Origin of the sequence: Dyadobacter sp. CY347 (assembly GCF_021502655.1) — a bacterium.
Classification (GTDB): domain Bacteria; phylum Bacteroidota; class Bacteroidia; order Cytophagales; family Spirosomataceae; genus Dyadobacter.
This window is the reverse complement of the sequence record NZ_JAKFFT010000004.1, coordinates 856,012-881,424: the sequence shown is the minus strand read 5'-3', so window position 1 is coordinate 881,424 and position 25,413 is coordinate 856,012. Positions and strand designations below refer to the sequence as shown.

The window sequence follows — 25,413 nt, the reverse complement described above, 5'->3', positions numbered from 1 at the left end:
GCCCCGGTTACTTTACAGTGACCGGGGCTTTTCCTTTATTATTACTCAGATATCAGTAAAGTTTCTGACGCTGCTGCTTCACAGTTTCGTCTTTCAGGAACTCATCATAAGACATTAATTTATCCAAAATCCCTTTCGGCCCGATTTCAATGATCCGGTTCGCAATGGTGTGCACGAACTGGTGGTCATGGGAATAGAACAAAAGGCAGCCTGAGAAATCGATCAGCCCGTTGTTCAAAGCCGTAATCGATTCAAGGTCAAGGTGGTTGGTAGGGTCATCCAAAATCAATGCATTCGCACCGGAAAGCATTGTTCTTGAAAGCATACAACGCACTTTTTCACCTCCGGAAAGCACTTTCGCTTTTTTCAGAGATTCTTCGCCTGAGAAAAGCATTCTTCCCAAAAACCCACGGATAAAGCTTTCATCTTTCTCCTCAGAATATTGACGCAGCCAGTCAACCAGGTTGAGGTCTACATCGAAAAACGAAGTTGGATCTTTTGTGAAATAGGATTTCGTAATGGTCACGCCCCAGGTGTAATTTCCTTTATCAGCTTTCTGTTCTTCATTAATAATGTCAAAGAAAGAGCTGATAGCCATTACATTACGGCTTACAAATGCGATTTTATCCCCTTTATTTACATTAAAACTGACATTCTCAAAAAGCTTCGTGCCGTCATCAGCGGTTTTCGACAGGCCCTCAACACGCAGAAGCTGATCTCCCACTTCCCTTTCAGATTTGAAAGCGATGTATGGATATTTACGCGAAGATGGTTTAATGTCATCAATGGTAAGTTTATCCAACAGTTTGGCGCGGGAAGTCGCTTGCTTTGATTTGGATGCATTGGCGCTAAATCTCCTGATGAAATCTTCCAATTCCTTACGCTTATCTTCCGACTTCTTATTCTGGTCCTGACGTTGCTTCAAAGCCAGCTGGCTTGATTCATACCAGAAAGAATAATTACCCGAGAACATTTGCACTTTGCTGAAATCGATGTCTACAACATGTGTACAAACTTCGTCCAGGAAGTGCCTGTCGTGAGAAACTACGATCACAGTGTTTTTGAAATCGGCCAGGAAGTTTTCCAGCCAAAGCACCGTTTCAACGTCCAGGTTGTTGGTAGGCTCATCTAAAAGCAGCACATCCGGATTGCCAAAAAGTGCCTGCGCAAGCAAAACCCTTACTTTATCATTGGCATTCAAATCGCCCATTGTGGCCGAATGCTGTTCTTCCGTCAGGCCTAATCCGCTCAATAACTGTGCAGCCTCGGTTTCGGCTTCCCAACCATTCAAGTCAGCGAATTCGGCTTCCAGATCCGCTGCCTTTTCACCATCGGCATCGGTAAATTCTTCTTTTTCATAAATCGCCTCGCGCTCCTTCATGATCTTATAAAGGCGCTCGTGGCCCAGGATCACCGTATCCATCACCGTATATGCGTCGAATTCGAACTGATCCTGTTTCAGGAAAGTCATCCTTTCCCCCGGATTCATGCTTACATTCCCTGTTTGCGGTTCTATTTCGCCTGAAAGGATCTTCAAGAATGTAGATTTCCCCGCGCCATTCGCTCCGATCACACCATAACAATTGCCGGGAACAAACTTTATATTAACCTCATCGAATAATACCCTTTTGCCGTATCGCAATGATACGTTCTGAACCGTAATCATTTTAAAATAAATTTTTTATGAATGAAAGCGCAAAACTACGAAATTCAGAATGAATTCGCATGTTGAACGAACTAAAACAAACGAAGCGGACCGGTGATTACCAGCCCGCTCCATAGAAAATATGTGAATGCGATCAAGGAATAACCCTTAATGTGTGGGCACCTTTTCCCACGCTGATCATCGCTCCCTGTTTTTTGAGCGAAGGTGAGTCGCCTTTTGCAACCGTCCAGAACTCAACTCCGCCATTTCCTGTGCCATAGGCCAGATATTCAAATACAGAAACGGCAATGTTTGAACCATCCTTATCGAACGCTACGCTTTGCGGATAAATTCCTTCAAACGGATAGTCGGCCACTTTGGTCAATGCGCCAGTCGGCGTTGCGACCTTATATAATGTTAGCGAAGCGCCCGTCCCCGACCCTGCTTCTGTCCAGGGCGCACCGCTTTTGCCGGCATTGACAGTCACCAGTATAGAGCCGTCCGGGCTTATTGCGAACGAACCCGAGTTGGTTCCGGCAGGAACCTGAGCCGCTACTTTGTGTTCGATTGCACCGTCCATCGAGAAATTTACAACATGGATCTCGCCGTCGCCCGCGCCTTTCCCAGGCGTTGCCGTTTTCGTATCCAGCACAAAATAATGCTTTCCATCCGGCGAGAACCTGCCAAAAGAAGGCTCCGCTCCTACCTTAACCGGCTTACCCACCATTTCCACATTCTTGAACTTGCCTGCTTCGCGGATTACCTTATAAAGTCCAACTTCATTGGAGTTATCAAGCGTAAATGCAATGAAATCACCCGACGGATGCCAGGTAATGTCAATGATTTTATTGGTGGTATCAATGGCTGCGGGTAAGTTCAGGAAACGCGCCGGCTTGCCATCTGGCCCGGCTTCAATGAATACCAGTTCTTTTCCTACATCATTCGTAGTCAGGATCAGCTCGTTTTTATTTACATCAATGGCATTCGGTTTGCGTCCAACCGGGAATCCAAACTTTGCTTTTGGCGCCGCCAGATTGGTAATGTCTACCACGAACAGTTTTTCTCCCGCAGGAAATTCAGCGGATGCGTCTTTATATTCACTAACACCGTCCTCTGGGCGCAACCTGCTGTCGAGCACGTATGCGAGCGTTCCCGTGGCGGGTACGGCCAGTGTTTTTCCCGAAGCCAGCGCAGAGTTCGAAACCAAAGCGCTGCCTAGCCCTTTACTTCCGCGTTCGACAGGGAATTTAATTGTAGTGAGAAGATCCTTTGCAGTGTTGTCCCTAAATAGCTTTCCATCAACGAGTGCCGATGCCGCCATATCAGCATCCGAAACAACAACCAAACCCCTGGCATTGAAGTTGATAGGTGATTGGGCAATCGTGGGAACCGCTCCCAGCGCCGCCAAACCTGCAATTAATGCGACTTTTTTCATAGAAAAGAATTTAAGTTATAGGTGGTTTAAAAATGAAATGCTTTTATACCAAAAGAAACCTTGTAAAGCATCTTAGCCTTACAAGGTTTCCTCTTGAAAACGCAATATACGATAAAAATAGAAAACCCCGATAACAGTGTTACCGGGGCTAAATTCTTTGTCGCAGGAAAAAATTATGCTGCTACTGAAAGTGAATTAACCAATTTGGCCAATTTCGACTTCTGGTTAGAAGCTTTTTTCTTGTGGATGATGTTTTTCTTTGCCAAACGATCCAACATTGAAGATACAGTTTTGTAAACTTCAACAGCTACTGCCTTATCGGTCGTATCACGCAATTTCTTTATGTATGAACGTGTAGTTTTGTGTTGGTAGCGATTACGCAAACGCTTTGTTTCGTTAGCGCGGATTCTTTTTAATGCTGATTTATGATTTGCCATTTTGTAATGATAATTTTCTCTTCTTCTATTCGGTTTGCAAAAATAGAAATTGCTGGTTGAAATGCCAAATTTAGCTGTAAATATATTTGCTAAACCTCACAATACTTACTTGGGCATACGTTGCACATCCGAATTCAGATATTCTTCAATTCGGTTTTCAAGCTCGGAATAAGGAATGTTGCTATGCAGCTCGCCTTCCACGGCCAGCGAAATCTTGCCTGTTTGCTCAGAAATAACGATCACAATGGCATCCGTCGCCTCGCTCATGCCCATGGCTGCGCGGTGCCTGAATCCTAATGAAGACGGAACATCGACACCATCGGCCACTGGCAAAACACATCTGGCCGCTTTCAAAACGCCATCCACAATAATAATGGCCCCATCATGCAGCTCGCTGTATTGATTGAATAAGGACACAAGCAGCGGCTTGGAAACACGCGCATCCAGCAGTTCACCCGTTTCAACAAATTTGCTCAGGTCATCACGCTTGTTGACGACGATCAGTGCGCCGGTGAAATTGGAAGCAATGGTTTTGGAAGCATCCACGATTTCCCTAAGATTTTTGCCTTTCATATCCAGCACCGAACTGCCCATTACTTTTTTCAGCAGGCCATTATTCGTATAAATCGTGGATTTACCTATAATGAGCAAAAACCGCCGGATCTCCTGTTGAAAAATAACAATCAAGGCCACGGCACCGACGCCCATGAAATATTGAAGGATCGCGGTAAGTAAGCCTAGTCCGAGTCCTTTTACTACCAGATAGAACACGTAAACAAACAAGTAGCCCAGAAAAACCCGGCTTGCAATGCTTCCGCGGACAAGTGTAAAAACCTGATATAGAAGAACGGCCACCAAAAAAACATCCAGGACGTCGGCCCAATTGATGTTTAGAAAACCCACACGCATAAGAAAATCAATATTATTTCGCGACTAAATTACTATTTTTAATTCATACTCGAGGTGGCCATCCACAGTTTCACAACTTCCATAGCAGGCCTTACATCGTGCACCCTAATGATCGAAGCACCTCGTTCCAAAGCCATTGTATTCATTACAGAAGTGCCATTTAATGCTTCCTCTGCCGATACATTCAGCGTTTTATAAATGGTTGCCTTGCGCGAGATGCCGACCAGAAGCGGGCAATCCAACAGGCTGAATTCAGACAAGTGATGCATTAATTCAAAATTCTGCTCCGTGTTCTTGGCAAATCCAAAACCCGGATCCACGATAATGTCTGCAACGCCCAATGATCTCAGCTTATCCAGCTTCCCCTTCAAATCTTTCAAAACATCCGGAACGAGCTGATTGTAAGCGGTCATTGTACTCATCGTTTGCGGCGTCCCGCGCATATGCATTAATATGTATGGAACGCGCAATTGACCGACAACTTCAAACATCTGATCATCCAAAGTCCCACCGGAAACATCATTAACGATGTGCGCACCTGTTTCTATTGCACGCCGCGCCACTTCGGACCGAAATGTATCGACAGAAATAATAAGTTCAGGGAAATTCTTATTCAATGGCGCCACCGCCGACTCTACCCTGTCCGACTCTTCGGCTGCCTCCACTTCCCGTGCTCCGGGACGCGTGGAATATCCGCCAATATCGATCATTGTAGCGCCCTCGGCCAGCATTTGGCCCGCTTTCGTGATCAACTCATCTTCCGACCGCATCCGGCTTCCTTCATAAAATGAATCGGGTGTAATGTTGAGAATTCCCATCACGACCGGTGTGGACAGATCAAGGAGTTTGCCCCTGATGTTGAGCGTTTTTTTGCTAACTTGCAACATAAAATCTTGTTAAATCCAGACAAGGAAGTGATTATCAAACCGTTTGATTTTCTTGTCTATTAAGCAGTAAACCAATTTTACGCAGTGAAATCCACAGAATCGGAATATCAGGAAATCATTCAGTATTGCCAAGATCTTTTCGCAAAAAAAAATAAAGATTACGGGACGTCGTGGCGCATTTTACGCATCCCTTCCCTTACCGACCAGATATTCATCAAAGCGCAGCGCATCCGGACCATTCAGGAAAAAGGCATGCAAAAAGTGGATGAAGATGTTTCCTCGGAATTCATCGGCATCATCAATTACTGCGTAATGGCATTGATCCAGATCGCCTCTATTGAGCAGAAGCAGGAAATCAATGACGCCGAACTGACGACATTATACAATCAGCAAGTGAACGAAGTAAAGGAATTGCTGTTTAATAAAAATCATGATTATGGTGAAGCCTGGCGCGATATGCGTGTTAGTTCTATGACGGACATCATCCTCATGAAGTTATTAAGGATCAAACAAATCGAAGATAATCAAGGATTGACCCTTGTTTCTGAGGGCGTAAAGGCTGGATATCAGGACATTATCAATTATTCTGTTTTTTGTTTGATCAAATCCAATTCCTTGCAAACCAATTGATCCAATATCGTCGTCACTGGCATTCCTAAAATTTTTGAAATGAAAATCCTTGCTCAGATCTCACGCGTCATTGTTGGCTTACTCTTCATTTTTTCCGGTCTGATCAAACTGAACGATCCCGTTGGAACGCAATACAAACTGGAAGAGTATTTCGAAGTCTTTGCCATGGACCTGCCCCAGTTTCACGACTTCTTTATGGCGCTTGTCCCGCTGGCGCTTTACTTTTCCGTATTTTTGTGTACGGCCGAAGTGGTTTTGGGCATCGCATTGTTGGTCGGTTATAAACCCAGGACCATAGCCTGGTCACTGCTGCTGATCATTGTTTTCTTTACATTTCTGACATTCTATTCTGCTTATTTCAATAAGGTTACGGACTGCGGCTGCTTTGGGGCGGCGATTAAACTTACGCCCTGGACTTCTTTTGGAAAGGACATTTTCCTGCTCGCATTGATCCTGATCATCGTTTTTTACCGAAAGAAATTCAAAGCGCTGCCCACCGGCATTATCGTTGTTATTTCAACCGTTGCTTCACTGGGCATTGCCGTTTACGCATTAAGACATTTGCCGATCCTGGATTTGCTGCCTTACCGCGTTGGGGCCAGCATTCCTGCGCAGCTTAAACCTTCCGAGCCGTTGCGCTATCTGTATATTTTTGATAAAGGTGGAAAAGAAGTGGAGTTTGAAAAATATCCCAGTGATACCACATTGGTTTTCAAAGAAATGGTGGTGCTGAATGAAGATGCCAAACCAAAAATCACGGATTACAAAGTCTGGAACGACGCGGGCGATTATACGGAGGAAACATTCAAAGGCACAAAGCTTTTCCTGATCATTAAGAACCTCACCGACATTAATACGGCTGCGTTACCAGACATTAACAAGCTCATTAACAGCGTTAGAACAAAGGGCGTTGAACCCATTATCCTAACTTCAGGGAATAGCGAAGAGATTGTTAAATTCCTTTCAGCACACCAGCTCAATGCACCTTACTATTACGTGGATGCGACGGTTTTAAAAACGATTTCCAGGTCAAATCCGGGTTTATGGCTTTTGAAAGATGGCGTTGTAAAGGGAAAATGGCATTATAATGACACGCCGGAAGCAGCGGAAGTAATTGAATTGGTAAAATAATGAGCATGAAGAACGTCATCTTGGTCGGTATGATGTCGTCCGGCAAATCAACATTGGGTAAAAAACTGGCAAGGCTTCTTAATTACAAGTTTGTTGATTTGGATAAATTGATTGAAAAAGATCAGCAAAGCGACATTCCTGCATTGTTTGCGCATAAAGGTGAGCCCTATTTCCGCGAAGTAGAAAGTAGACTGTTGAAAGAACAGTCCTCTCAGCAAGGCATTGTGCTTGCATCGGGCGGTGGCACACCTTGTTTTCATGATAATATGGCATTTATTAAAACAATGGGGATCAGCGTATTTTTGGACGTTCCCGCCGCGAATCTTGCCAAACGGATTCGCAGCCACGGTAAGGACGACCGGCCGATCCTCTCGGGAGCGCCGTCACTTGAAGAAACATTACAGAGCAAAATCAATGAGCGCTTACCTTATTATTCGCAAGCCGACATTGTCATAAAGGGCGAAGTTGAAGCCAATCATTTGCTTGAAATGCTGCACCCGTTATTGTAAGAGCTGCTAATAAAAATGCCCTCAAAAGCGGTTCGCTGATTGAGGGCATTTTCATTGGCATTAATATGCTTCTTAAAAATTCACGCCGAATGTCATCACCACATTAACCGGCTTATGCGTCACTTCGACAGATGCATAATTCGCAGGGTTGTTTAAAACATAAGGTGTGTAAATTGATTTGAATGTGCTCATCGTCCCGCTCAGGTCTGCAAAAAACCTGTCTTTCCGGATGCCCACCCCTGCCGAGAAAAGCAACTTATCTCTTTTAAAACCAACATTCTCCTTATAAGGATCGCCAATGTAAGCAGCCCCAAGCCTTGCACGGAACAGATTCGCCCGGAACTCCCCGCCTAACCTGAAATTATAGGAGCTATGGAATGTGTCATTGATTTCCGCTTTTGTATTTGACTTGAAGGCAGAGTTGTCGCTGCTGCTCAGGTAATTGGTACGAACACTCATGATGCTGTAATCCTGATACTCGACCGAACCGGTTATAAAACCTCTGTCACGCACAAAGAACGTCGCGCCAACATTGGCTTTCAACGGACTTCTGAGTGAATACACAAAATCGTTAGGGGCAATCGGCAGGGTCAAATATGGTGGCTGGATCAATGTTCCATCCGGACCGGTTACCAGATCATCCACGAACTCAGCGTTAACATTCTGCGTAAATGTTTCTTTGATAGAGCTGAATGTCGGACTGGTAATGACGCCTCCCAATTGAAAAATTGGATTAACCTTATAAATAGCTCCTAATGCAAAGTTGATCCCATTGCCGCTAACTGTTAGTGCCTCATTTTGCTGGGTATAGATCAGTTCCGGGCTGTTCACATAGCTGTCCCGTAATGTGCGGTCGTACGTGTATCTCAATCTGCTAAAACCGAAATTGGCGCCAATGTATAATTTGTCGTTGTAGTTTCCAGCGTAGGCAATGGTCCATTGTGTATTTGCACCTGTTGAGGTATAAGTTCCAAACTGATCCACGACGCTGTTTTTATCGAGTGCGCTGTAAGGAGGGCCGGCTGCTGAGGATGGGTTGATGAGATACATCCTGTAATAAGCTGCTGGCAAGGAGTAAGCCATCGGTCCTCCATTGGCAGGAGCGGCTTCAAAATCTGCATCAAGCTGTTCGACAGAAACACCGTCGAAGTTGGCATCCTGAATGACTTTATCTACAAATGCACTTTTGTCATTCGGACCCGAGAATGTGTAATGATCACGGAATGACTGTTGCCGCGAAAACGAAATCCCTATTGAAGAGCGTTTCCATTTGCGCTGGAACCCGGGCTGGCTGGCTATGACCAGCGAAGCCTGTGCAATGTTAAGATTCCCTTTGTTTGCAGAGTTGTTATCACCCAGATAGCTCGTTTTCGTATTCGTAGGCGTAATTCCCGGACTGAATGTAAATTCGGACCTGTTATAAAATCCTAACCCGGCAGGGTTACCATGAATCGCACTGGGATCACCGCCTAGTGCAGCGTGGTTGCCGCCTAATGCCTGAAACCGCGCCGATCCGGTCTGATCACTTTCTGAATATCGCAAAGCGTCGGTCGCGTATTGCGCGTAGGTTGTTGAGGAAGTTAAAAGAGCACAGAACGCAGCGCTCCAAAGAAGTGGTTTAGTCATGTTTCAAATAAAGAAATGCGACGGTTATTTCAAATACTAAGTAAACGAAAACCCTGCAAAATTATGACATCTTGCAGGGTTTGAAATTCATTTTAAGCGCAATTATAGAAGCAATTATCTTGGTCCTCTTGAAGAAGAACGAGTTGCCCCGCCACCACCGCCGCCGCTGCTTGCAGGCGCGCTGTAACTTCTGGATGGCGCACTATAACTTGGCTGGCTGTATGTTCTCTGAGGAGCTGTATAAGACTCACTTCTGCTCGGTGTTGAATAATTTCTCGACGGAGCTGTATAGTCTGACTGGCTTCTGGTAGGCGCAGTGTAAGAACTGCTTCCTGAACCTCTCGAAGACCTTGGCGATGTATTGTAACTTCTTGTGTTCACGCCATCAGAAGAATAATTGCTTCCGGTGCTTGCACGTGGACGAGAGTAATATACATTATTGCCTTCGCTTGATCCTCTGCTGCTGTTGTAAGATGATCCGGCTGCCGTTCTGCCACCTGCGTCCGCAACGCCTGTTCTGTTACCAGATCTTGAAGAGCGTGGAGAAACGTAAGTGTCGTTCGCTGAAATCGTGCTGTTTGCTGCACTTCTGCCAGATCTGTTGCCTGATGTATTGCGTGGAGATACAACGTAATTTCCGCTACCATTCGAGCGGCTATTGCCTCTTGAACTCGTTCCCGCAACAACACGCGGACCCGCTGTCCTGGTTAAACCTCTGCTTTCATAATTGTTAACCACAACCACCGGACGGCTGTAAGCCCATGGATTATAACCATAGCCACCGCCGTAGAAACTGTCGTAACCGTAACCATACATGCTGTTATATCCCCATGGAGAATAACCGAACCCGTTGTATCCGAATGGATCATAGCCGAATCCGTACATGCTGTTCATCCCCCAGGGCGAATAACCATACCCCATCATTGAACCCATTCCGTATCCCATTCCCAAGCCCATGTAAGGACGAATCCTGCCGTATCCTAATTGGAAACCAACACTCATCATGCTACCTGGCCAGTAAGAACCCAAGCCTCCAAAACCGTAAGGATTAGCAAACCGGGACGCGCCGCGATCGTAACCGTCAGCAAATCCGGCATTATAACCCGGATCCGGCGACAAAGCACGGTTTACACTTCGTGAGGACAAATAAGATTCGTCGTAATAGTCACTTGTTCCCTCATCCGCATTGCCTGTGTAGGCATAGTCGGGATTGTCTGAGCGGGAAATATCTTGATCTGCACCCTGGTCTCCTCTCACTATGCCAGGGCCGGTGTTATTGCCGTAGAGGTCATCATAACCGCCTGATCGTGAAACATATTGATTTGTGGTACATCCCCAAGCTCCCAGCAACACTAGCAAAGAAAGATATTTTGCTTTATTGATCATCGTCATGGCTTTTAAGGATTAAAAGTTTGTTGCTAATATATATAAAAATCCGTTCCTAATCACTAAGTAAACGTCCGTTACAATACATTAATTCCAAAGTTAACATAAAAAACTATCTTTGCAACTCTTGAAAAAACAGGGTGAGCATAACGATATACTCCTTTTCATTTATCAAATAATCCTAATAATGAGTAAAGCCTTACCAACCCGTAGTGAAAATTACTCCGAATGGTACAATGAGTTAGTAAAAAGGGCCGACCTGGCCGAAAATTCCGCGGTGAGAGGCTGTATGGTGATCAAACCGTATGGTTATTCGATCTGGGAAAAAATGCAGCGTGCATTGGATGATATGTTTAAGGAAACAGGCCATTCCAATGCTTATTTCCCGCTTTTTATACCCAAATCGTATCTGAGTAAAGAAGCTTCCCACGTGGAAGGCTTCGCCAAGGAATGCGCTGTTGTGACGCATTACCGACTCAAAAATGACCCCAACGGAAAAGGAGTGATCGTAGATCCTGATGCGAAACTGGAAGAAGAACTGATCGTTCGTCCGACCTCGGAAACGGTCATTTGGAGCACTTATAAGAACTGGATCCAGTCCTACCGCGACCTTCCTTTGCTGATTAACCAGTGGGCGAATGTGGTGCGCTGGGAAATGCGTACGCGGCTGTTTTTACGAACTGCGGAATTTCTCTGGCAGGAAGGACATACAGCGCATGCAACCTCCACCGAGGCCATCGCTGAAACCGAACAAATGCTGGATATCTACGCACAATTTGCCGAGGAATGGATGGCGCTTCCGGTTGTAAAAGGCGTTAAAACAGCCAATGAAAGATTTGCAGGCGCAGTGAACACGTATTGCATTGAAGCATTAATGCAGGACGGAAAAGCATTGCAAGCCGGAACTTCACACTTTTTAGGACAGAATTTCGCGACTGCATTTGATGTGAAATTCCAGGATAAGGACGGTAAACTGGAATATGTCTGGGGAACTTCCTGGGGTGTAAGCACGCGTTTAATGGGCGCATTGATCATGGCACATTCAGATGACGCCGGATTGGTTTTGCCTCCTAAACTGGCGCCTATCCAGGTGGTCATCGTTCCGATTTATAAGAATGAAGAACAACTGAATTTAATTTCAGAAAAAGCAGGCGAAATTTCAAAGGCACTTAAAAAACTGGGGATCAGTGTGAAATTTGACAACAATGATGCCTACAAACCTGGTTATAAATTTGCCGAATATGAACTGAAAGGCGTTCCGGTTCGTCTTGCTATGGGCGCTCGCGACCTTGAAAACGGAACGGTGGAGGTTGCACGCAGGGATACGAAAACGAAGGAGACGGTTTCATTGGAAGGCATCGCCGAGTTTATCCAAACATTGCTGAATAATATCCAGGAGGCCATTTACGACAAAGCGCTGGCATTCCGAGAAGAAAATACAACGAAGGTAGATTCCTTCGAAGAGTTTAATAAAGTGCTTGATTCCAAAGGCGGGTTTATCCTCGCACACTGGGACGGCACATCAGAAACTGAGGAAAAGATCAAAGAAGAAACAAAAGCCACCATTCGCTGCATTCCATTGGATCAGGTGAAGGAGTCGGGCATTTGTATTTACTCAGGAAAGCCTTCGGAGGGAAGAGTGGTTTTCGCCCGGGCATATTAATTTTATTCAATCCGAAAGCAGTCAATTATTCCGCTGTTAGTAAGGCATTTTTAACCATTTAAGATTTACAAGATGAAGCAGGCGCAGGCAGGTGACAATGTACAGGTCCATTACAAAGGGACTTTGACAGACGGACAACTTTTTGATTCTTCGGAAGGACGCGATCCCCTTAATTTCAAGCTGGGAAGCGGTCAGGTTATCAAAGGTTTTGATGACGGTGTTACAGGCATGGAAATCGGCGATAAAAAGACCATCCACATTCCTAACGCAGAAGCTTATGGCCCTGTGAACGAGGATATGGTCATCAATTTCGAACGCTCACAGATTCCGGCTGATATTCCCCTGGAAGTTGGCGGAACGCTTAATATGCACCAGGACGGCGGACAGGTTGTTCCTGTTGTTGTAAAAGAAGTTACAGAACAATATGTAATCCTGGACGCAAATCACCCACTGGCAGGTCAGGACCTGATCTTTGAGCTGGAACTTGTCGGGATTAACTAAGGAGTTTAAAGTTTAGAATTTTTTAGAGCAGAAAGTCGAACGAATGTGTTTGGCTTTCTGCTTTTATTTTGCCCATTTTAAACTGAATGCTTCGGGCTTATGCCTGTTAAGTTTAAGCAGCACCTGTTTCTCTGCCAGATCATGCAGCATTCTTTCGGCTCGTTTTTCGGAGATATTGATGATTCTTGAAAAAACTTTGGCTGTTACTGAATCCTGTTCCCTCAGGTAGGTGATCAGTGTTTTTACATGCCGGGATGCCAGCAGCTTTTCAAGGTCTGCGTCCGTTTCCCCTTGCATCAGAAGTTTTGGGATCGGGATGCTTTTGTCTTTCATGCGAATGTAAATGATCCTCATATCCTTTTCATTCACAGCATAATGCGGCTTATCAGGACTTTCGTCAATGTCAATTTGCATCACTTTCAACCCATCCAATAAGACCGACTTGATTTTCACCGTCAGCACGGGTTCAATCAACTTGCTTGTTGCGGTTTCGAGTTTTTTCAGTTCCGCCAGCTCCGACGAAACGCCTATAATGCTGCCCGCGTCGGAAATGCCGATCAGCAGGCTGCCACCCGAGGTGTTCGCAAACGAGACAATGGTTTTGGCAATTTTAAAAGGGCTGTCAATCGTCCTTTTGAATTCGGTCGTAAGCCCCTCCCCTTCTTTGATGATTTGAATAATGCTTTTTTCCTGCATTTAAATTAATCCATATTTTTTCCCCGGCAACGACCGCACCATTCCCTGAAATTCCAGGTTAAGCAGCAATGCCGCAAGCTTGTTCAAGTGCATCCCAGCCTGCCACGAAAGTTCATCCACTTGCATGACGCCTTTTTGTTTCAGCAAAGCCAATATCTGGCCTTCATCCTGCGTAAATCCTTCAAAGCTCGTCTGCATCTGGATCGGGCGGACTGGTTTAGGGTCACTTCCGCTTTGTTCCCAGCCCATCGCCGCCGCCATATCTTCAACAGAGGTAAAAATGGAGGCTTTGTTGTCCCGAATCAAAAAGTTACAGCCTTCCGAATGCACGCTGCCCAGCATTCCAGGCACCGCATAAACATCCCTGTGGTAATTCTGAGCAAACTCAACTGTGATCAGGCTGCCGCCTTTCCGCGCCGACTCTACAACAATAGTAACATCACTCAGCCCTGCAATGATTCGGTTACGCGCCGGAAATCTCATAAAATCAGGTTTGGTAGCCAGCGCATTTTCTGTAACCAGGCCGCCGTTTTCCTGCATTTCGAATGCAGTTTTTTTGTGGGAAAACGGATAGATAACGTCCAGGCCGCTGGCCATCACACCAATGGTTGGCATATTATGCTTTAAACAAGCGCGGTGCGCCGTAATGTCGACACCAAATGCCAGCCCGCTTACTACCAGCACATGATAAGTTTCGAGCTCCTTGATAATTGTCTCTGTCACCGATTTACCATATTCACTCACCTGCCGTGTCCCAACAATACCTACTGTCCGGCCCATATTAAAGTCGAATTTCCCTCGCGAGTAAAGGACGATAGGTGAATCGTATAGTGATTTCAGTCTGGCCGGATAAGCCGGGTCTGTAAAAAAGTGGAGATTGGTTGCGGTGTTGCTGCAGTTGCGGAATTCCTTTTCGGCCATTTCAAGCGATTCCCTGTTCAATATAGCCCTGGCTACTCTTTCGCCTACGCCGGGAATGTGGATGAGCTTCCGGTAATCGGCACGGAAAACTTTATCTGCGCCTCCGCAATGGCTGATGAGTTGTCTGATGGTGACAGCGCCGACTCCTGGGGTGTGTATAAGCGCAAGCGTACAGATCTTTTCGTTCTCTGTTAATTCCGACATGATAGTGTGTTTTAAAGTGGCATGCGATTTGCCAATATACGTAATGAATATAAATCAAAAATAACAATAATCCTTAAAGGGAATATGGATAATTTACAGACGGCTGAAACAGAACCGGTTCAGAGTTTTGAAGGAATGGGTGCGATCTGCCACCCCGAAGGAGTATATTACAGAGTATGGGCACCACATGCAGAAAGTGTTAGTGTAATTGGAAGTTTTAATGACTGGAAGGAAGACGCAAATCCCCTTTCACCGGAAGAAAATGGGCATTGGGGCGCGTTAATTGAAAATTCAAAAGAAGGTGATGAGTATAAATTTTTATTAAAAACACCATCCGGAGTTCTGCACAGAAATGATCCCTATGCATTGAAAGTGACCAACTCTGCAGGAAACTGCGTGGTTTACAATCACGCAAGCTTCGATTGGCAGGACGTTGGTTTCCAAATTCCGAGCTGGCATGAACTGGTTATTTATGAGCTGCACGTAGGCACTTTTAATGTTAAGGAAGAAGGGCAAGTCGGCACATTATACACCGCCATTGAAAAGTTACCTTATCTAAAAGAAATGGGCTTCAACGCTGTTGAATTAATGCCCTGTTCTGAGTTTCCCGGATCACGCTCATGGGGATATAATCCCGCAAGTCCTTTTGCGATAGAATCCGACTACGGCGGCCCCGACGGCTTGAAAGCATTTGTAAAAGCAGCGCATGAGGCTGGTATCGGAGTCATCCTGGATGTAGTTTACAACCATTTTGGCCCTTCCGACCTCGATATCTGGCAATTTGACGGCTGGCATGAGAACGACGGCGGCGGCATTTACTTCTACAACGACTGGCGCGCAGAAACGCCCTGGGGAAGCACACGCCCGGATTATGGCCGCGGGGAAGTAAGGCAGTATATTCATGATAACGCGCTAATGTGGCTTCGTGATTATCATGTAGACGGGCTGAGAATGGACATGGTCCCATACATCCGCAATGTAAAGGCAGACGGCAACCCTGGAAACGACATTCCGGAAGGAATTTCATTAATGCAATGGATCAATAAAGACATCCGCGACTGCTATCCAAACTGCATTACTATTGCAGAAGATATGCATTCCCTGGATTTCATTACCGACTCGGTTGAAGATGGAGGCCTGGGCTATGGTTCTCAGTGGGATGCCCGGTTCGTTCATTCGATCCGTGAGGCCATTATCACAGCCAATGACCAGGATCGCAATATGGAGGATGTTGTTGAAGCGATTACACATCGTTATAATGAAGATTCATTTCAACGCATTATTTATACAGAATCACATGACGAAGTGGCCAATGGTCAGGCGCGTGTGGCCGAAGAGATTGCGGATGGCGATGTAAATAATTGGTATTCCAAAAAACGCGCTGCCCTGGGTGTTGCGCTGGTACTTACTTCACCAGGCATTCCAATGGTATTTCAGGGACAACCATTGCTAGAAGATAAATGGTTTTCCGACAGTGACCCGATTGACTGGTCAAGACTGGAAAAATTCAGTGGATTCGCGACTTTACACCGTGATATGATCCATATGCGTCGGAACTGGTTCGGTGTGACAAAAGGGTTGCAAGGCCAGAATGTCGAGATCATTCGGGCTGACAAAGACAAGAAAGTGATCGTGATGCATCGTTGGAGTGAGGGCGGGCCAAAAGACAGCGTTATTGTGGTATTGAACTTTTCAATTGAAACATTCCATGACTATAAAGTCGGTTTTCCAAGAGCCGGCAAATGGAACCTGAGATTCAACAGCGACAATGAACAATATGATCCGGAATTCTCACATTTGGGCGTATTTGACATTGAAACAATGGATGGTGAATTTGACGGTTTGCAGGCTTATGCCACATTGCAAATCCCGCCCTATTCAGTGCTTGTATTCTCCCAGGAAGATTAAAAACAGACCTATGATAATAGCAAAAAGACCGGCTCATCACCGGTCTTTTTTGCTATTCAATAATCCTGAAAATCCTGTCCCACCGAATTTTATTCAAAAAACTGACCGGATCAGGATCCAGCGACATCCATACAAAAACTGCTTTCCCTACAATGTGGTCTTTGGGCACAAACCCCCAATATCTTGAATCGGCCGAGTTGTGGCGGTTATCGCCCATCATGAAATAATAATCCTGGCGAAATGTGTAGCTCGTAAGCACCTTGCCGTCTTGCAGGATCTTTCCATCCTTCATTTCAATGTTGTCATTGCCCTCATAATTTTGGATAACCTCACCGTAAAGCGCAATGTTTGCCGCCGTAAGAGTGATGGTAACGCCTTCTTTCGGAACATTGATCGGCCCGTAATTATCCTTGTTCCAATACAATGCATCAGACGCAGGAAACAGATAGGGATCCTTTAAACCCTTGCTGGTCAGAACGGGCTCAATTCTCTTTACAAAATCAAAACCCTTTATTCTGTCAACAAGCGCGCTGGTTGTTTTGATGATATAGCCCGACTCGTCATTGGCAGCAATTGTGTCGTTAAAGGTCTCTGTGAATTGTGCAAAATCTGTGATGCCGTTTTTATGAAACACATTCTGCTCGTTCACGGACGTCGTGGTAGAAACAAAATACTCACTCTGCATACGCGGCGGATTTTTTTGCTCCACCCCATTCACAAACACCTGCCCGGCCCGAACTTCAAGCTTATCGCCAGCAACGGCCACACATCTTTTGATATAATTTGAACGGAGATCCAGTGGGTGCGGATGCAGATCGGGCAAGACTGAACCATATTTATTGTAAGCATTGGGATGTTCGACTGGCAGGTTGAACACGACTACATCGCCGCGTTTGACATCACTGAAACCCGGAAGTCGGTATTGCGGCAACTGTATCCAGTCGAGATAGGAAGGAATGCTGGTTCCCCAGATTGTCTGATGCGTAAGCGGCACCTGCAAGGGCGTAACGGGCGTTGTAGTGCCGTAATGCAGCCTGCTAACAAACAAATAATCGCCTACCAAAAGCGAATTCTCCATCGAAGGTGTGGGAATAACAAAGGCGCTGAAAAACAGCCAACGGATCAATGTAGCCGCGATTACAGCAAACAGCACCGAATCCAGCCATTCCCGGAACCCGGATTTTTTAGGTTTAACTTCTTGCGGTTTTTTAAGAATAGAAGTGACAGACATCATGCCGGTTTATTAATTTCCAGCAATATAATGTTTATCTTAATACCAAACGAACAGTGATATGATGTTTATTTATATATAAAAAATAAGGAGCACTGTTTGCGCTCCTTATCAATTTAAATAATGCCTGGCCAGCTTAGTTGATCACCCGGAATAACCGGTTCCATCTGATCTTGTTGAAGAAACTCGTTGGACTTGGATCAATGGACATCCATACAAAAACGGCTTTCCCTACAATGTGGTCCATAGGCACAAAGCCCCAATAGCGTGAATCCGCCGAATTATGACGGTTATCACCCATCATAAAATAATAATCCTGCTTGAATGTATAACTCGTAATTGCTTTACCAGCAACCTTGACAGATTTTTCATCCACTTCAACAAGTTCAAGTCCTTCGTAATTTTTGATAACCGGACCGTAAGTGGCAATGTTTTCCGGCGTTAGTTGGACAGTCACACCTTCCTTCGGAACGGTGATCGGGCCGTAGTTATCGCGATTCCATTTGAAAAGGGATGAATTAGGATACAACATCGGCTCACTAATGTCCTTTGAAGATTTAACCAATGTAATGCCTTTTACAAAATCGTAGGTTTTCAGTTTCGCAGCAATTTCAACGGTCGTGAAAACCAGGTAACCCATTTGATCGTTGGATGGGATTGTATCATTAAAGCTCTCAGTATAAGCATTGTATTCCGATACGCCGTTTTCTTTAAATACTTTTTCCTCATTTACGGAAGTTGTAGTCGCTACGAAATATTCATTCTCCATCCGAACGGGATTTTCGACTGCCGTACCATTGGCATAAACTTGCAAGTTCCTCACTTCCAGCTTGTCGCCCGGCAATCCCATGCAACGTTTAATGTAATTAGTTTTCAAATCAACAGGATGCTGCAACTCAGGCGGGTAATTAAATACGACAACATCCCCCCGTTTCACTTCACTGAAACCAGGCAAACGATATTGAGGCAATTGAATGGCATCGCTATAAGAAGGAATGCTGGTCCCCCAAATGGTCTGATGCGTCAGAGGCACTTGCAGAGGTGTTTTGGGCGTCCTGGTGCCGTAATGCAGCTTGCTAACAAATAAGAAATCACCTACCAGAAGGCTGTTTTCCATAGAAGGCGTCGGGATCGTAAATGCTTCGAAAAACAACCAGCGGATCAGGGTTGCGGCAACAACAGCAAAAAGTATGGAATCGAACCATTCCCTGACCGGCGACTTTCTTTTGCCGGAGTGAGCAGTTCGGGAAGTCATTTCTTTATTAATAGCCATGCTATATTCAATTGATAGTTAAGAGTTTGTATTTAAATTTTCAGGAGGTCATTCATGCTAAAAACACCGTTTCTGCCCGGAAGCCATTCCGCGGAAACGACCGCGCCCAGGGCAAAACCTTTGCGGCTATGTGCGGTATGTGAAATTTCAATGGTATCCACCTCCGATTCGTAACGGACAATGTGCGTTCCCGGAACCTCTCCCTCTCTTTTCGAGATGATTTGCAGGTAACCGGTCTCATTTTCAGGGGCTAGTTTCCAGCCTTCAAGGTTATCGATTTCGTCTGAAATGCCTTCTGCAAGTGTGATAGCAGTTCCGCTGGGTGCATCCAGCTTGTGAATGTGGTGAATTTCGGTCATGGATTGCTGGTAACCGTGGCCGTTCATCAACCGGGCTAGCTGGCGGCTGAGACGGAAGAAAAGGTTTACACCAATGCTGTAATTGGAAGCATAAAAGAAAGCGCCGTTCTGTTGTACGCAAAGATTTTCAATTTCTGCGCGGTGTTCGAGCCAGCCGGTTGTGCCGCTTACGACAGGCCATCCTTTTTTCAAACATTCTGTAATATTGTTATAGGCAGCTTCCGGGGCGCTGAATTCTATGGCAACATCCACGTCGCCCGGTTGCAATGCATCCAATTCCGAACGGTTATTGACATCTATCTTACCCACGATCGAATGCCCTCTTTCAATGGCAATATTTTCAATCGTCTTTCCCATCTTTCCATAACCCAGTAATAAAATCCTCATCAAGCGTAAATTTATTCGGTACTTATTATTTTAAGTTAAAAACAAGCCTTAATCCGGGTGTAGGCGTCAGCATGGCAGGCTGATTCAGTTTTGGCTCAACACGCAATGTCAGGTCGTCCGACAGATCAAATGTCTTTAAATGTGCCGCAACATTCGCTTCAACAATAGACAACGTATAAATCAACCCGGATACAATTAAAGCGAACCCGCGGTTACGCCGCCAGTAATTTTTCCCTCTTGCCGCCTGGTCTCTTTTGGTAACCGTGTAAACACTATTTGTATTCAACAGATTGCGAACCCTGATTGTCCGCGTTGAGTCTGGCGTGAGCCCCGCTTTTATATTTCCATAATTGGGACTGTCCGGATTCAAATCATAGAAACTTCTGTATGCATCCAGGTAATCGTGATATTTCAATGAGTTGAGATAATATGCGTACAACCCACCTCCAAATGCAATGTAAACAATGGGAAGTTTCCAGTAATCCCGGTTGTAAATCTGTCCGCCGCCCGGAATCAATGCAAGTCTGGTTGCCGTTTTAGGAACCGGGAAAAACTTCTTCTCCTTTTTCTTACCGGTCAAAGAATCCACTGCCGAAATAATGGTGCTGTCCGCCGGAATAACCTGAACTTGACCCTTTTGTAATGAATCCTTTGCTGTTTGTTGCGCTATGGCCTCCTCAGAAAACAACACAATGACGATAAGCCAAAACCAGTTTTTCAATTGTTATTTAAATTTCAGTGTTTCCAGAATCTTTTTCAGTTCGTCCTGCGATCCGAAAGGAATTTTAATTTCCCCTTTGTTGTCATTATTACTTTTCACGGAAACCTTTGCCCCGAAAAAGGACGATAATTGAAACTGTAACGACTTAATTTCTTGATTAATTGTTGCCTGTTTTTTGCTCGCAAACGAGATATTACTCATCATTCCCAGCTTTCTGACCTCCTCTTCCACTTTTCGCACCGACCAGCCCTCTTCAATTATTTTGTTAAAAATCTTTAATTGACTCTGATCGCTGTTAATGGTAATAATAGCCCGGGCATGTCCCATACTAATCTGGTTATCCCGAAGCGCAGCCTGGATTACCGGCGGCAGTTTCAGTAACCTTATATAGTTGTTGACTGTCGTGCGATTTTTACCAACCCGGACGCCCAATTCTTCCTGTTTGAGATTACATTCTAAAATCAGCCGTTGATAGCTGAGCGCAATTTCAATGGAGTTGAGATTTTCACGCTGAATGTTCTCGATCAGCGCCATTTCCAGCATTTGCTGGTCATTTGCAGTCCTTATATAAGCAGGGATTGCGGTCATCCCAATGGACCGGGAAGCCTGCAAACGCCTTTCTCCGGAGATCAGCTGATAGCTGTCTTCTGATAATTGTCTTACGGTAATGGGTTGGATAATGCCCTGAACCCGAATGGAGTCCGCAAGTTCCTGCAATGATTCCTGGTCAAATTTCGTGCGGGGCTGGTAAGGATTGGCCTCAATCTGGCTGACATCTATCTCGCTCATCGAACCGACCACATCTGTGGAAGACGGCCGTTCTTTTGTCCTGTGCGTATTTACTTTTTCAGAATCCTGAAGAAGCGCTCCAAGGCCTCTCCCCAATCCTGTCATTTTCTTCGCTTTGCTGTTCTCCATTGCTTTCTCGCTATTCAAACCATTTATTTAGTTTACACCCAGCTGTTTATCAGAAGATAGCAAACCGTTTTTACTCAGAATTTCCCGGGCAAGATTTAAATAGCTCACCGCTCCCTTACTGTCTGCATCCTGCGCCATAACAGGAATTCCATAACTTGGCGCCTCACTGATACGTACATTTCGAGGGATAATGGTGTTGAAAACAAGTGATTCAAAGTGGCTGGTCACCTCATTCACAACCTGGTTGGACAAGCGCAAACGCAAATCATACATCGTCAGCAAAATGCCTTCGATGATCAGCCCGGTGTTCAGCCTGGATTGGATAATGGTGATGGTATTCAAGAGCTTACCAAGTCCTTCTAATGCAAAATATTCACATTGAACCGGAATAATGACCGAATCGGCCGCAGTAAGGCTGTTGATGGTGATAAGCCCGAGTGAGGGCGAACAGTCTATAATGATAAAGTCGTAGTCGTCACGGATCTCGGCAATCGCATCTTTCATGCGCTGCTCGCGGTTTTTGAGATTGATCATCTCTATTTCAGCGCCTACGAGATCAATGTGTGAGGGTAATAAATTTAAATTCGGGAAATCGGTTTCCAGGATAATATCCGCCGTTTTGGCCTGCTCCACCATGCATTCGTAAATGCTGTTTTCCATCTCCTGCGGATTAAAACCAAGCCCGGAAGTTGAATTGGCCTGTGGGTCCGCATCGATGATCAGCGTGCGGAATTCAAGCGCGGCGAGGCTTGCCGCAAGATTAATGGCAGTTGTCGTTTTCCCTACTCCTCCTTTTTGGTTTGCAATTGCAATTACTTTGCCCATGTATTCATTTGAGTTACCCAAGGTCAAATTTCTATTATTCGGGGCAATTCACCAAAAAATGTTCCACGGAGTTTTAAATAAATCATTTAAATGACTAGTATTCAGTTACTTATTTAAGATTATTATTTAATTAAAAATAAAAACGATGCCTTTTTTTGAAGTGTTTCACGCCCAGACCTGGGTTCCTTCAGTGCAGTTTTTGCACATTTCGATCTCGGATCGGGAACGGATCAATGACGCCCGGAAGTCGCTATACTTTTTGCCTTTCCAAAGCTGACGGAATGTTTCCCGCTTCATATCACCGAGCTGATATTCGGCGTCTTTATCAAAACAGCAAGGCACCACAGCACCGTCCCAGGTGATGACACAGGAGTGCCACATTTTCCAGCAATGGTCTACAAATTTATTTTTGATAGAATAGCGCCCGGTTTCGGCTTTTTCGTAGCGGGAATATTTTTCAATGGTCGGGATCAAATCCGAGCCTTCTTCGTAATCATAGATCTGCGCCGTTTTCAAGCCCACTTCATCCACGCCCATTTCCTCAGCCAACTTCTTCACATCCTCAATCTGATGTTCATTGGGTTTCACCACCAAAAACTGGAAGATCACATGCGGCGTAGCCGATTTCAGTTCTTTTTTCCATTTGATAATGTTGCGCGTTCCTTCCAGAACCTTTTCCAGATTGCCGCCAATGCGATATTGCTGGTAAACGTCCTGCGTAGTGCCGTCAATGGAAATAATCAAACGGTCCAAACCGGACTCAACTGTTTTCTTTGCCTTTTCGTCCGTCAGATAATGTGCATTGGTTGAAGTGGCTGTGTAAATGCCCTTATCATGCGCATACTGAACCAGTTCAAAGAATTTGGGATGCAGATAAGGCTCTCCCTGGAAGTAAAAAATCAGATATAATAATGTATCGGCAAGTTCGTCAATGGTCTTTTTGTATAATTTCTCTTCCATCATCCCCGTCGGGCGCGTGAATGAGCGCAGGCCGCTGGGACATTCGGGACAACGTAAATTGCAGGAAGTGGTGGGCTCAAATGAAATGGCGATCGGCATGCCCCAATGGACCGGGTTACCTGTTGCTTTTGAATAAAAATAGCTGCTCAATATCTGGATGGCATTCCAGGCCCTTTTGGGTGTAACCTTGGACATCAGGTTAAGGCCATCTTTAAAATTTTTATTCATTATCTGTGGCTTTGGGCAATTCGCTGATGCTAGCCGCCTATTAATCAGGAAATTCAAAAATACGCTGGCAGTAAACTTACACCACCGAGATTCCCGTTGTGTACTTGATTTCGGAAATTACGAAATAACTGCTGATGTGTAACACACTTTTAAGGGCAGAAAGTTTGTGCTGGTAAAATTGATTGTAAGCTTCGGCATCTTCCACGATCACTTTCAACATATAATCGAAGTTCCCCGAAACAACCGAACATTCCAGCACTTCGCTCATTTTCACAATGGCCTGATTGAAATCTTCAAAGCTTTCTTTTCGCTGTTTATCCAATGTAATATTGCAATAAACGACCAGCGCTTTTCCCAGTTTGCGGCGGTTAAGCAGGCAAACATATTTATCAATAATTCCCTCTTTTTCCAATTTCCGGATGCGTTCGTGGACCGGCGTCACCGACAAATTGATCCTGCTCGCTATCTCCTTGATTGTCAGCTGGGAATCCGCTTGCAGCAATTCCATTATTTTACGGTCTGTGAGATCGGGCTGCATAAAGTATTTTTTATCGGCTGTTTAATATTAAGAAGAATGTATGCCGAATATTTTTTTACATATATGACCAAAAATAGTTTTTTTTCCTGTCCTTACGGGAAGACATAGCATCTTTTTTCTACAAAAAGTACTTTTGTCAACTTCGAAAATTAAAATTCCTACACATCACAAACTGACTATCCAATGATCATTGGTGTTCCCAAAGAAATCAAAAATAATGAAAACCGCGTTGCCGTAACGCCCGCCGGAGTAACAGAATTTCGCAAGCACGGACATACTATATATGTGCAGGCAGAAGCAGGCAAAGGCAGCGGTTTCAGCGACGAACTATATGCAGAAGCCGGTGCAGTGATCCTTCCAACCATTGAGGAAGTTTACGCCATCGCCGAAATGATCATCAAAGTAAAAGAGCCGATCGCCAGCGAATACGGACTCATTAAAGAAAACCAATTGCTGTTTACATACTTCCACTTTGCTTCTTCCGAACCATTAACGCATGCCATGATCGAGCGAAAAGCCGTTTGTCTGGCCTACGAAACGGTTGAAAAGACAGACAGAAGTCTGCCATTGCTCGTTCCTATGAGCGAAGTTGCGGGCAGAATGGCCATTCAGGAAGGCGCCAAATATCTGGAAAAACCAATGGGCGGTTTTGGGATCCTTCTCGGCGGCGTTGCGGGCGTTAAGCCTGCTAATGTGCTCGTATTAGGTGGCGGGATCGTAGGAACTCAGGCTGCAAAAATGGCCGCCGGCCTGGGTGCCAATGTAACAATCGTTGACATTAGTTTGCCTCGGTTAAGATATCTGGAAGACATTATGCCTGCGAATGTGGACACGGTGATGTCCAACGAATACAACATTCGTGAGCTGATCAAAAGCACTAACCTGATCATTGGTGGCGTGCTGATCCCGGGCGCCAAAGCGCCGTCGCTGATTACACGTGATATGCTTAAATTGATGAAGCCCGGCACGGTGATGGTGGATGTGGCCATCGACCAGGGCGGATGTTTTGAAACATCCAAAGCAACAACCCACGAAGATCCGATCTATGAAGTTGACGGCGTCGTACATTATTGTGTGGCCAACATGCCCGGCGCAGTGCCTTACACATCTACCCTCGCTTTGACCAATGCAACATTGCCTTATGCGCTGCATCTTGCCAATAATGGCTGGAAAAGTGCCTGCTCAACAAATGAAGAGCTGCGTAAAGGATTGAATGTGGTGAATGGAAAAGTGGTTTTCAAAGGTGTTTCCGATGCCTGGAACCTTCCGTACACCGATGTGAAAGAAGTATTTCAATAACAAACCTAGCTAATATGACCTGGCTGGCTGAAAAGCCGGTCAGGTTTTTTCGTTTCCCGAAATATTACAATTATTTTGACGCCAGCATTGTTATTTCGAAACATTTCCTTACTTTTGCATAAAATTTGAACGAACATCCGTTCGTCTCTCTGCTTCTTACACGGTTTAGCACTTTTAGATTCGCTA

General features: G+C 45.1%; 24 protein-coding genes. 7 read left to right on the top strand and 17 right to left on the bottom strand.

Annotated elements, in window-relative coordinates:
• Positions 1–52 precede the first annotated feature (52 nt).
• From L0659_RS11780 to folP, 5 genes are all read right to left on the bottom strand, one after another.
• Entirely contained in the window at positions 53–1,666 is a 1,614-nt protein-coding gene (locus L0659_RS11780; RefSeq protein WP_235126202.1) for an ABC-F family ATP-binding cassette domain-containing protein, read from the bottom strand.
• Positions 1,667–1,799: 133 nt separating this feature from the next.
• Positions 1,800–3,080: a lactonase family protein gene (locus tag L0659_RS11775; RefSeq protein ID WP_235126200.1), complete on the bottom strand. Its 1,281-nt coding sequence runs from the start codon at positions 3,078–3,080 to the stop codon at positions 1,800–1,802.
• A gap of 173 nt (positions 3,081–3,253) precedes the next feature.
• Complete coding sequence (gene rpsT, locus L0659_RS11770) at positions 3,254–3,517, bottom strand: 30S ribosomal protein S20 (protein WP_235126198.1); 264 nt, start codon at positions 3,515–3,517, stop codon at positions 3,254–3,256.
• A gap of 105 nt (positions 3,518–3,622) precedes the next feature.
• Positions 3,623–4,426, bottom strand: a complete 804-nt coding sequence (gene cdaA / locus L0659_RS11765) for a diadenylate cyclase CdaA (protein ID WP_235126196.1) — start codon at positions 4,424–4,426, stop codon at positions 3,623–3,625.
• 38 nt (positions 4,427–4,464) lie between these two features.
• A complete protein-coding gene (gene folP / locus L0659_RS11760) occupies positions 4,465–5,313 on the bottom strand; it encodes a dihydropteroate synthase (RefSeq protein ID WP_235126194.1) in 849 nt (282 codons plus the stop codon).
• An 84-nt stretch (positions 5,314–5,397) separates the two neighbouring features.
• Between folP and L0659_RS11755 the strand changes: the two genes are divergently transcribed.
• Genes L0659_RS11755 through L0659_RS11745 form a run of 3 tightly spaced genes read left to right on the top strand, consistent with a single transcriptional unit; the run spans position 5,398 to position 7,583 of the window.
• Entirely contained in the window at positions 5,398–5,943 is a 546-nt protein-coding gene (locus tag L0659_RS11755) for a DUF1599 domain-containing protein (protein ID WP_235126192.1), read from the top strand.
• Between the two features lie 39 nt (positions 5,944–5,982).
• Entirely contained in the window at positions 5,983–7,074 is a 1,092-nt protein-coding gene (locus tag L0659_RS11750; RefSeq protein WP_235126190.1) for a BT_3928 family protein, read from the top strand.
• Positions 7,075–7,079: 5 nt separating this feature from the next.
• The gene (locus L0659_RS11745) at positions 7,080–7,583 is read left to right on the top strand and encodes a shikimate kinase (protein ID WP_235126188.1); all 504 of its coding nucleotides are present in this window, start codon (positions 7,080–7,082) and stop codon (positions 7,581–7,583) included.
• Between the two features lie 72 nt (positions 7,584–7,655).
• On the opposite strand, the gene L0659_RS11740 is transcribed toward L0659_RS11745, so the two are convergent.
• Together L0659_RS11740 and L0659_RS11735 are read right to left on the bottom strand one after the other, a co-directional pair.
• Positions 7,656–9,209, bottom strand: a complete 1,554-nt coding sequence (locus L0659_RS11740; protein ID WP_235126186.1) for a hypothetical protein — start codon at positions 9,207–9,209, stop codon at positions 7,656–7,658.
• Between the two features lie 114 nt (positions 9,210–9,323).
• The gene (locus L0659_RS11735; RefSeq protein WP_235126185.1) at positions 9,324–10,595 is read right to left on the bottom strand and encodes a hypothetical protein; all 1,272 of its coding nucleotides are present in this window, start codon (positions 10,593–10,595) and stop codon (positions 9,324–9,326) included.
• Between the two features lie 187 nt (positions 10,596–10,782).
• On the opposite strand from L0659_RS11735, the gene proS reads away from it, so the two are divergent.
• A complete protein-coding gene (proS, locus tag L0659_RS11730; RefSeq protein WP_235126184.1) occupies positions 10,783–12,258 on the top strand; it encodes a proline--tRNA ligase in 1,476 nt (491 codons plus the stop codon).
• Positions 12,259–12,330: 72 nt separating this feature from the next.
• Complete coding sequence (locus tag L0659_RS11725) at positions 12,331–12,759, top strand: peptidylprolyl isomerase (protein ID WP_235126183.1); 429 nt, start codon at positions 12,331–12,333, stop codon at positions 12,757–12,759.
• Positions 12,760–12,822: 63 nt separating this feature from the next.
• On the opposite strand, the gene L0659_RS11720 is transcribed toward L0659_RS11725, so the two are convergent.
• Together L0659_RS11720 and dprA are read right to left on the bottom strand one after the other, a co-directional pair.
• Positions 12,823–13,455: a helix-turn-helix domain-containing protein gene (locus L0659_RS11720; RefSeq protein ID WP_235126182.1), complete on the bottom strand. Its 633-nt coding sequence runs from the start codon at positions 13,453–13,455 to the stop codon at positions 12,823–12,825.
• The gene (dprA, locus tag L0659_RS11715) at positions 13,456–14,580 is read right to left on the bottom strand and encodes a DNA-processing protein DprA (protein ID WP_235126181.1); all 1,125 of its coding nucleotides are present in this window, start codon (positions 14,578–14,580) and stop codon (positions 13,456–13,458) included.
• A gap of 84 nt (positions 14,581–14,664) precedes the next feature.
• On the opposite strand from dprA, the gene L0659_RS11710 reads away from it, so the two are divergent.
• The gene (locus L0659_RS11710; protein WP_235126180.1) at positions 14,665–16,488 is read left to right on the top strand and encodes an alpha-amylase family glycosyl hydrolase; all 1,824 of its coding nucleotides are present in this window, start codon (positions 14,665–14,667) and stop codon (positions 16,486–16,488) included.
• Positions 16,489–16,540: 52 nt separating this feature from the next.
• Here the strand turns inward: L0659_RS11710 and lepB (L0659_RS11705) are convergent, their stop codons facing one another.
• The 8 genes from lepB (L0659_RS11705) to L0659_RS11670 all read right to left on the bottom strand — a co-directional run bounded on the left by lepB (L0659_RS11705) (position 16,541) and on the right by L0659_RS11670 (position 23,928).
• Entirely contained in the window at positions 16,541–17,719 is a 1,179-nt protein-coding gene (gene lepB, locus L0659_RS11705) for a signal peptidase I (protein ID WP_235126855.1), read from the bottom strand.
• Positions 17,720–17,855: 136 nt separating this feature from the next.
• Entirely contained in the window at positions 17,856–18,992 is a 1,137-nt protein-coding gene (gene lepB / locus L0659_RS11700) for a signal peptidase I (protein WP_235126179.1), read from the bottom strand.
• Positions 18,993–19,024: 32 nt separating this feature from the next.
• Complete coding sequence (dapB, locus tag L0659_RS11695) at positions 19,025–19,738, bottom strand: 4-hydroxy-tetrahydrodipicolinate reductase (protein WP_235126177.1); 714 nt, start codon at positions 19,736–19,738, stop codon at positions 19,025–19,027.
• 25 nt (positions 19,739–19,763) lie between these two features.
• Complete coding sequence (locus L0659_RS11690; RefSeq protein WP_235126176.1) at positions 19,764–20,459, bottom strand: DUF5683 domain-containing protein; 696 nt, start codon at positions 20,457–20,459, stop codon at positions 19,764–19,766.
• A gap of 3 nt (positions 20,460–20,462) precedes the next feature.
• A complete protein-coding gene (locus L0659_RS11685) occupies positions 20,463–21,377 on the bottom strand; it encodes a ParB/RepB/Spo0J family partition protein (protein ID WP_235126853.1) in 915 nt (304 codons plus the stop codon).
• Positions 21,378–21,404: 27 nt separating this feature from the next.
• On the bottom strand, positions 21,405–22,202 hold the full coding sequence (locus L0659_RS11680) for a ParA family protein (protein WP_235126175.1): 798 nt from the start codon (positions 22,200–22,202) through the stop codon (positions 21,405–21,407).
• 165 nt (positions 22,203–22,367) lie between these two features.
• The gene (locus L0659_RS11675; RefSeq protein WP_235126174.1) at positions 22,368–23,390 is read right to left on the bottom strand and encodes an SPASM domain-containing protein; all 1,023 of its coding nucleotides are present in this window, start codon (positions 23,388–23,390) and stop codon (positions 22,368–22,370) included.
• Between the two features lie 76 nt (positions 23,391–23,466).
• A complete protein-coding gene (locus L0659_RS11670) occupies positions 23,467–23,928 on the bottom strand; it encodes an Lrp/AsnC family transcriptional regulator (protein ID WP_235126173.1) in 462 nt (153 codons plus the stop codon).
• 183 nt (positions 23,929–24,111) lie between these two features.
• On the opposite strand from L0659_RS11670, the gene ald reads away from it, so the two are divergent.
• Positions 24,112–25,227, top strand: a complete 1,116-nt coding sequence (gene ald, locus L0659_RS11665; protein WP_235126172.1) for an alanine dehydrogenase — start codon at positions 24,112–24,114, stop codon at positions 25,225–25,227.
• Positions 25,228–25,413: the final 186 nt, after the last annotated feature.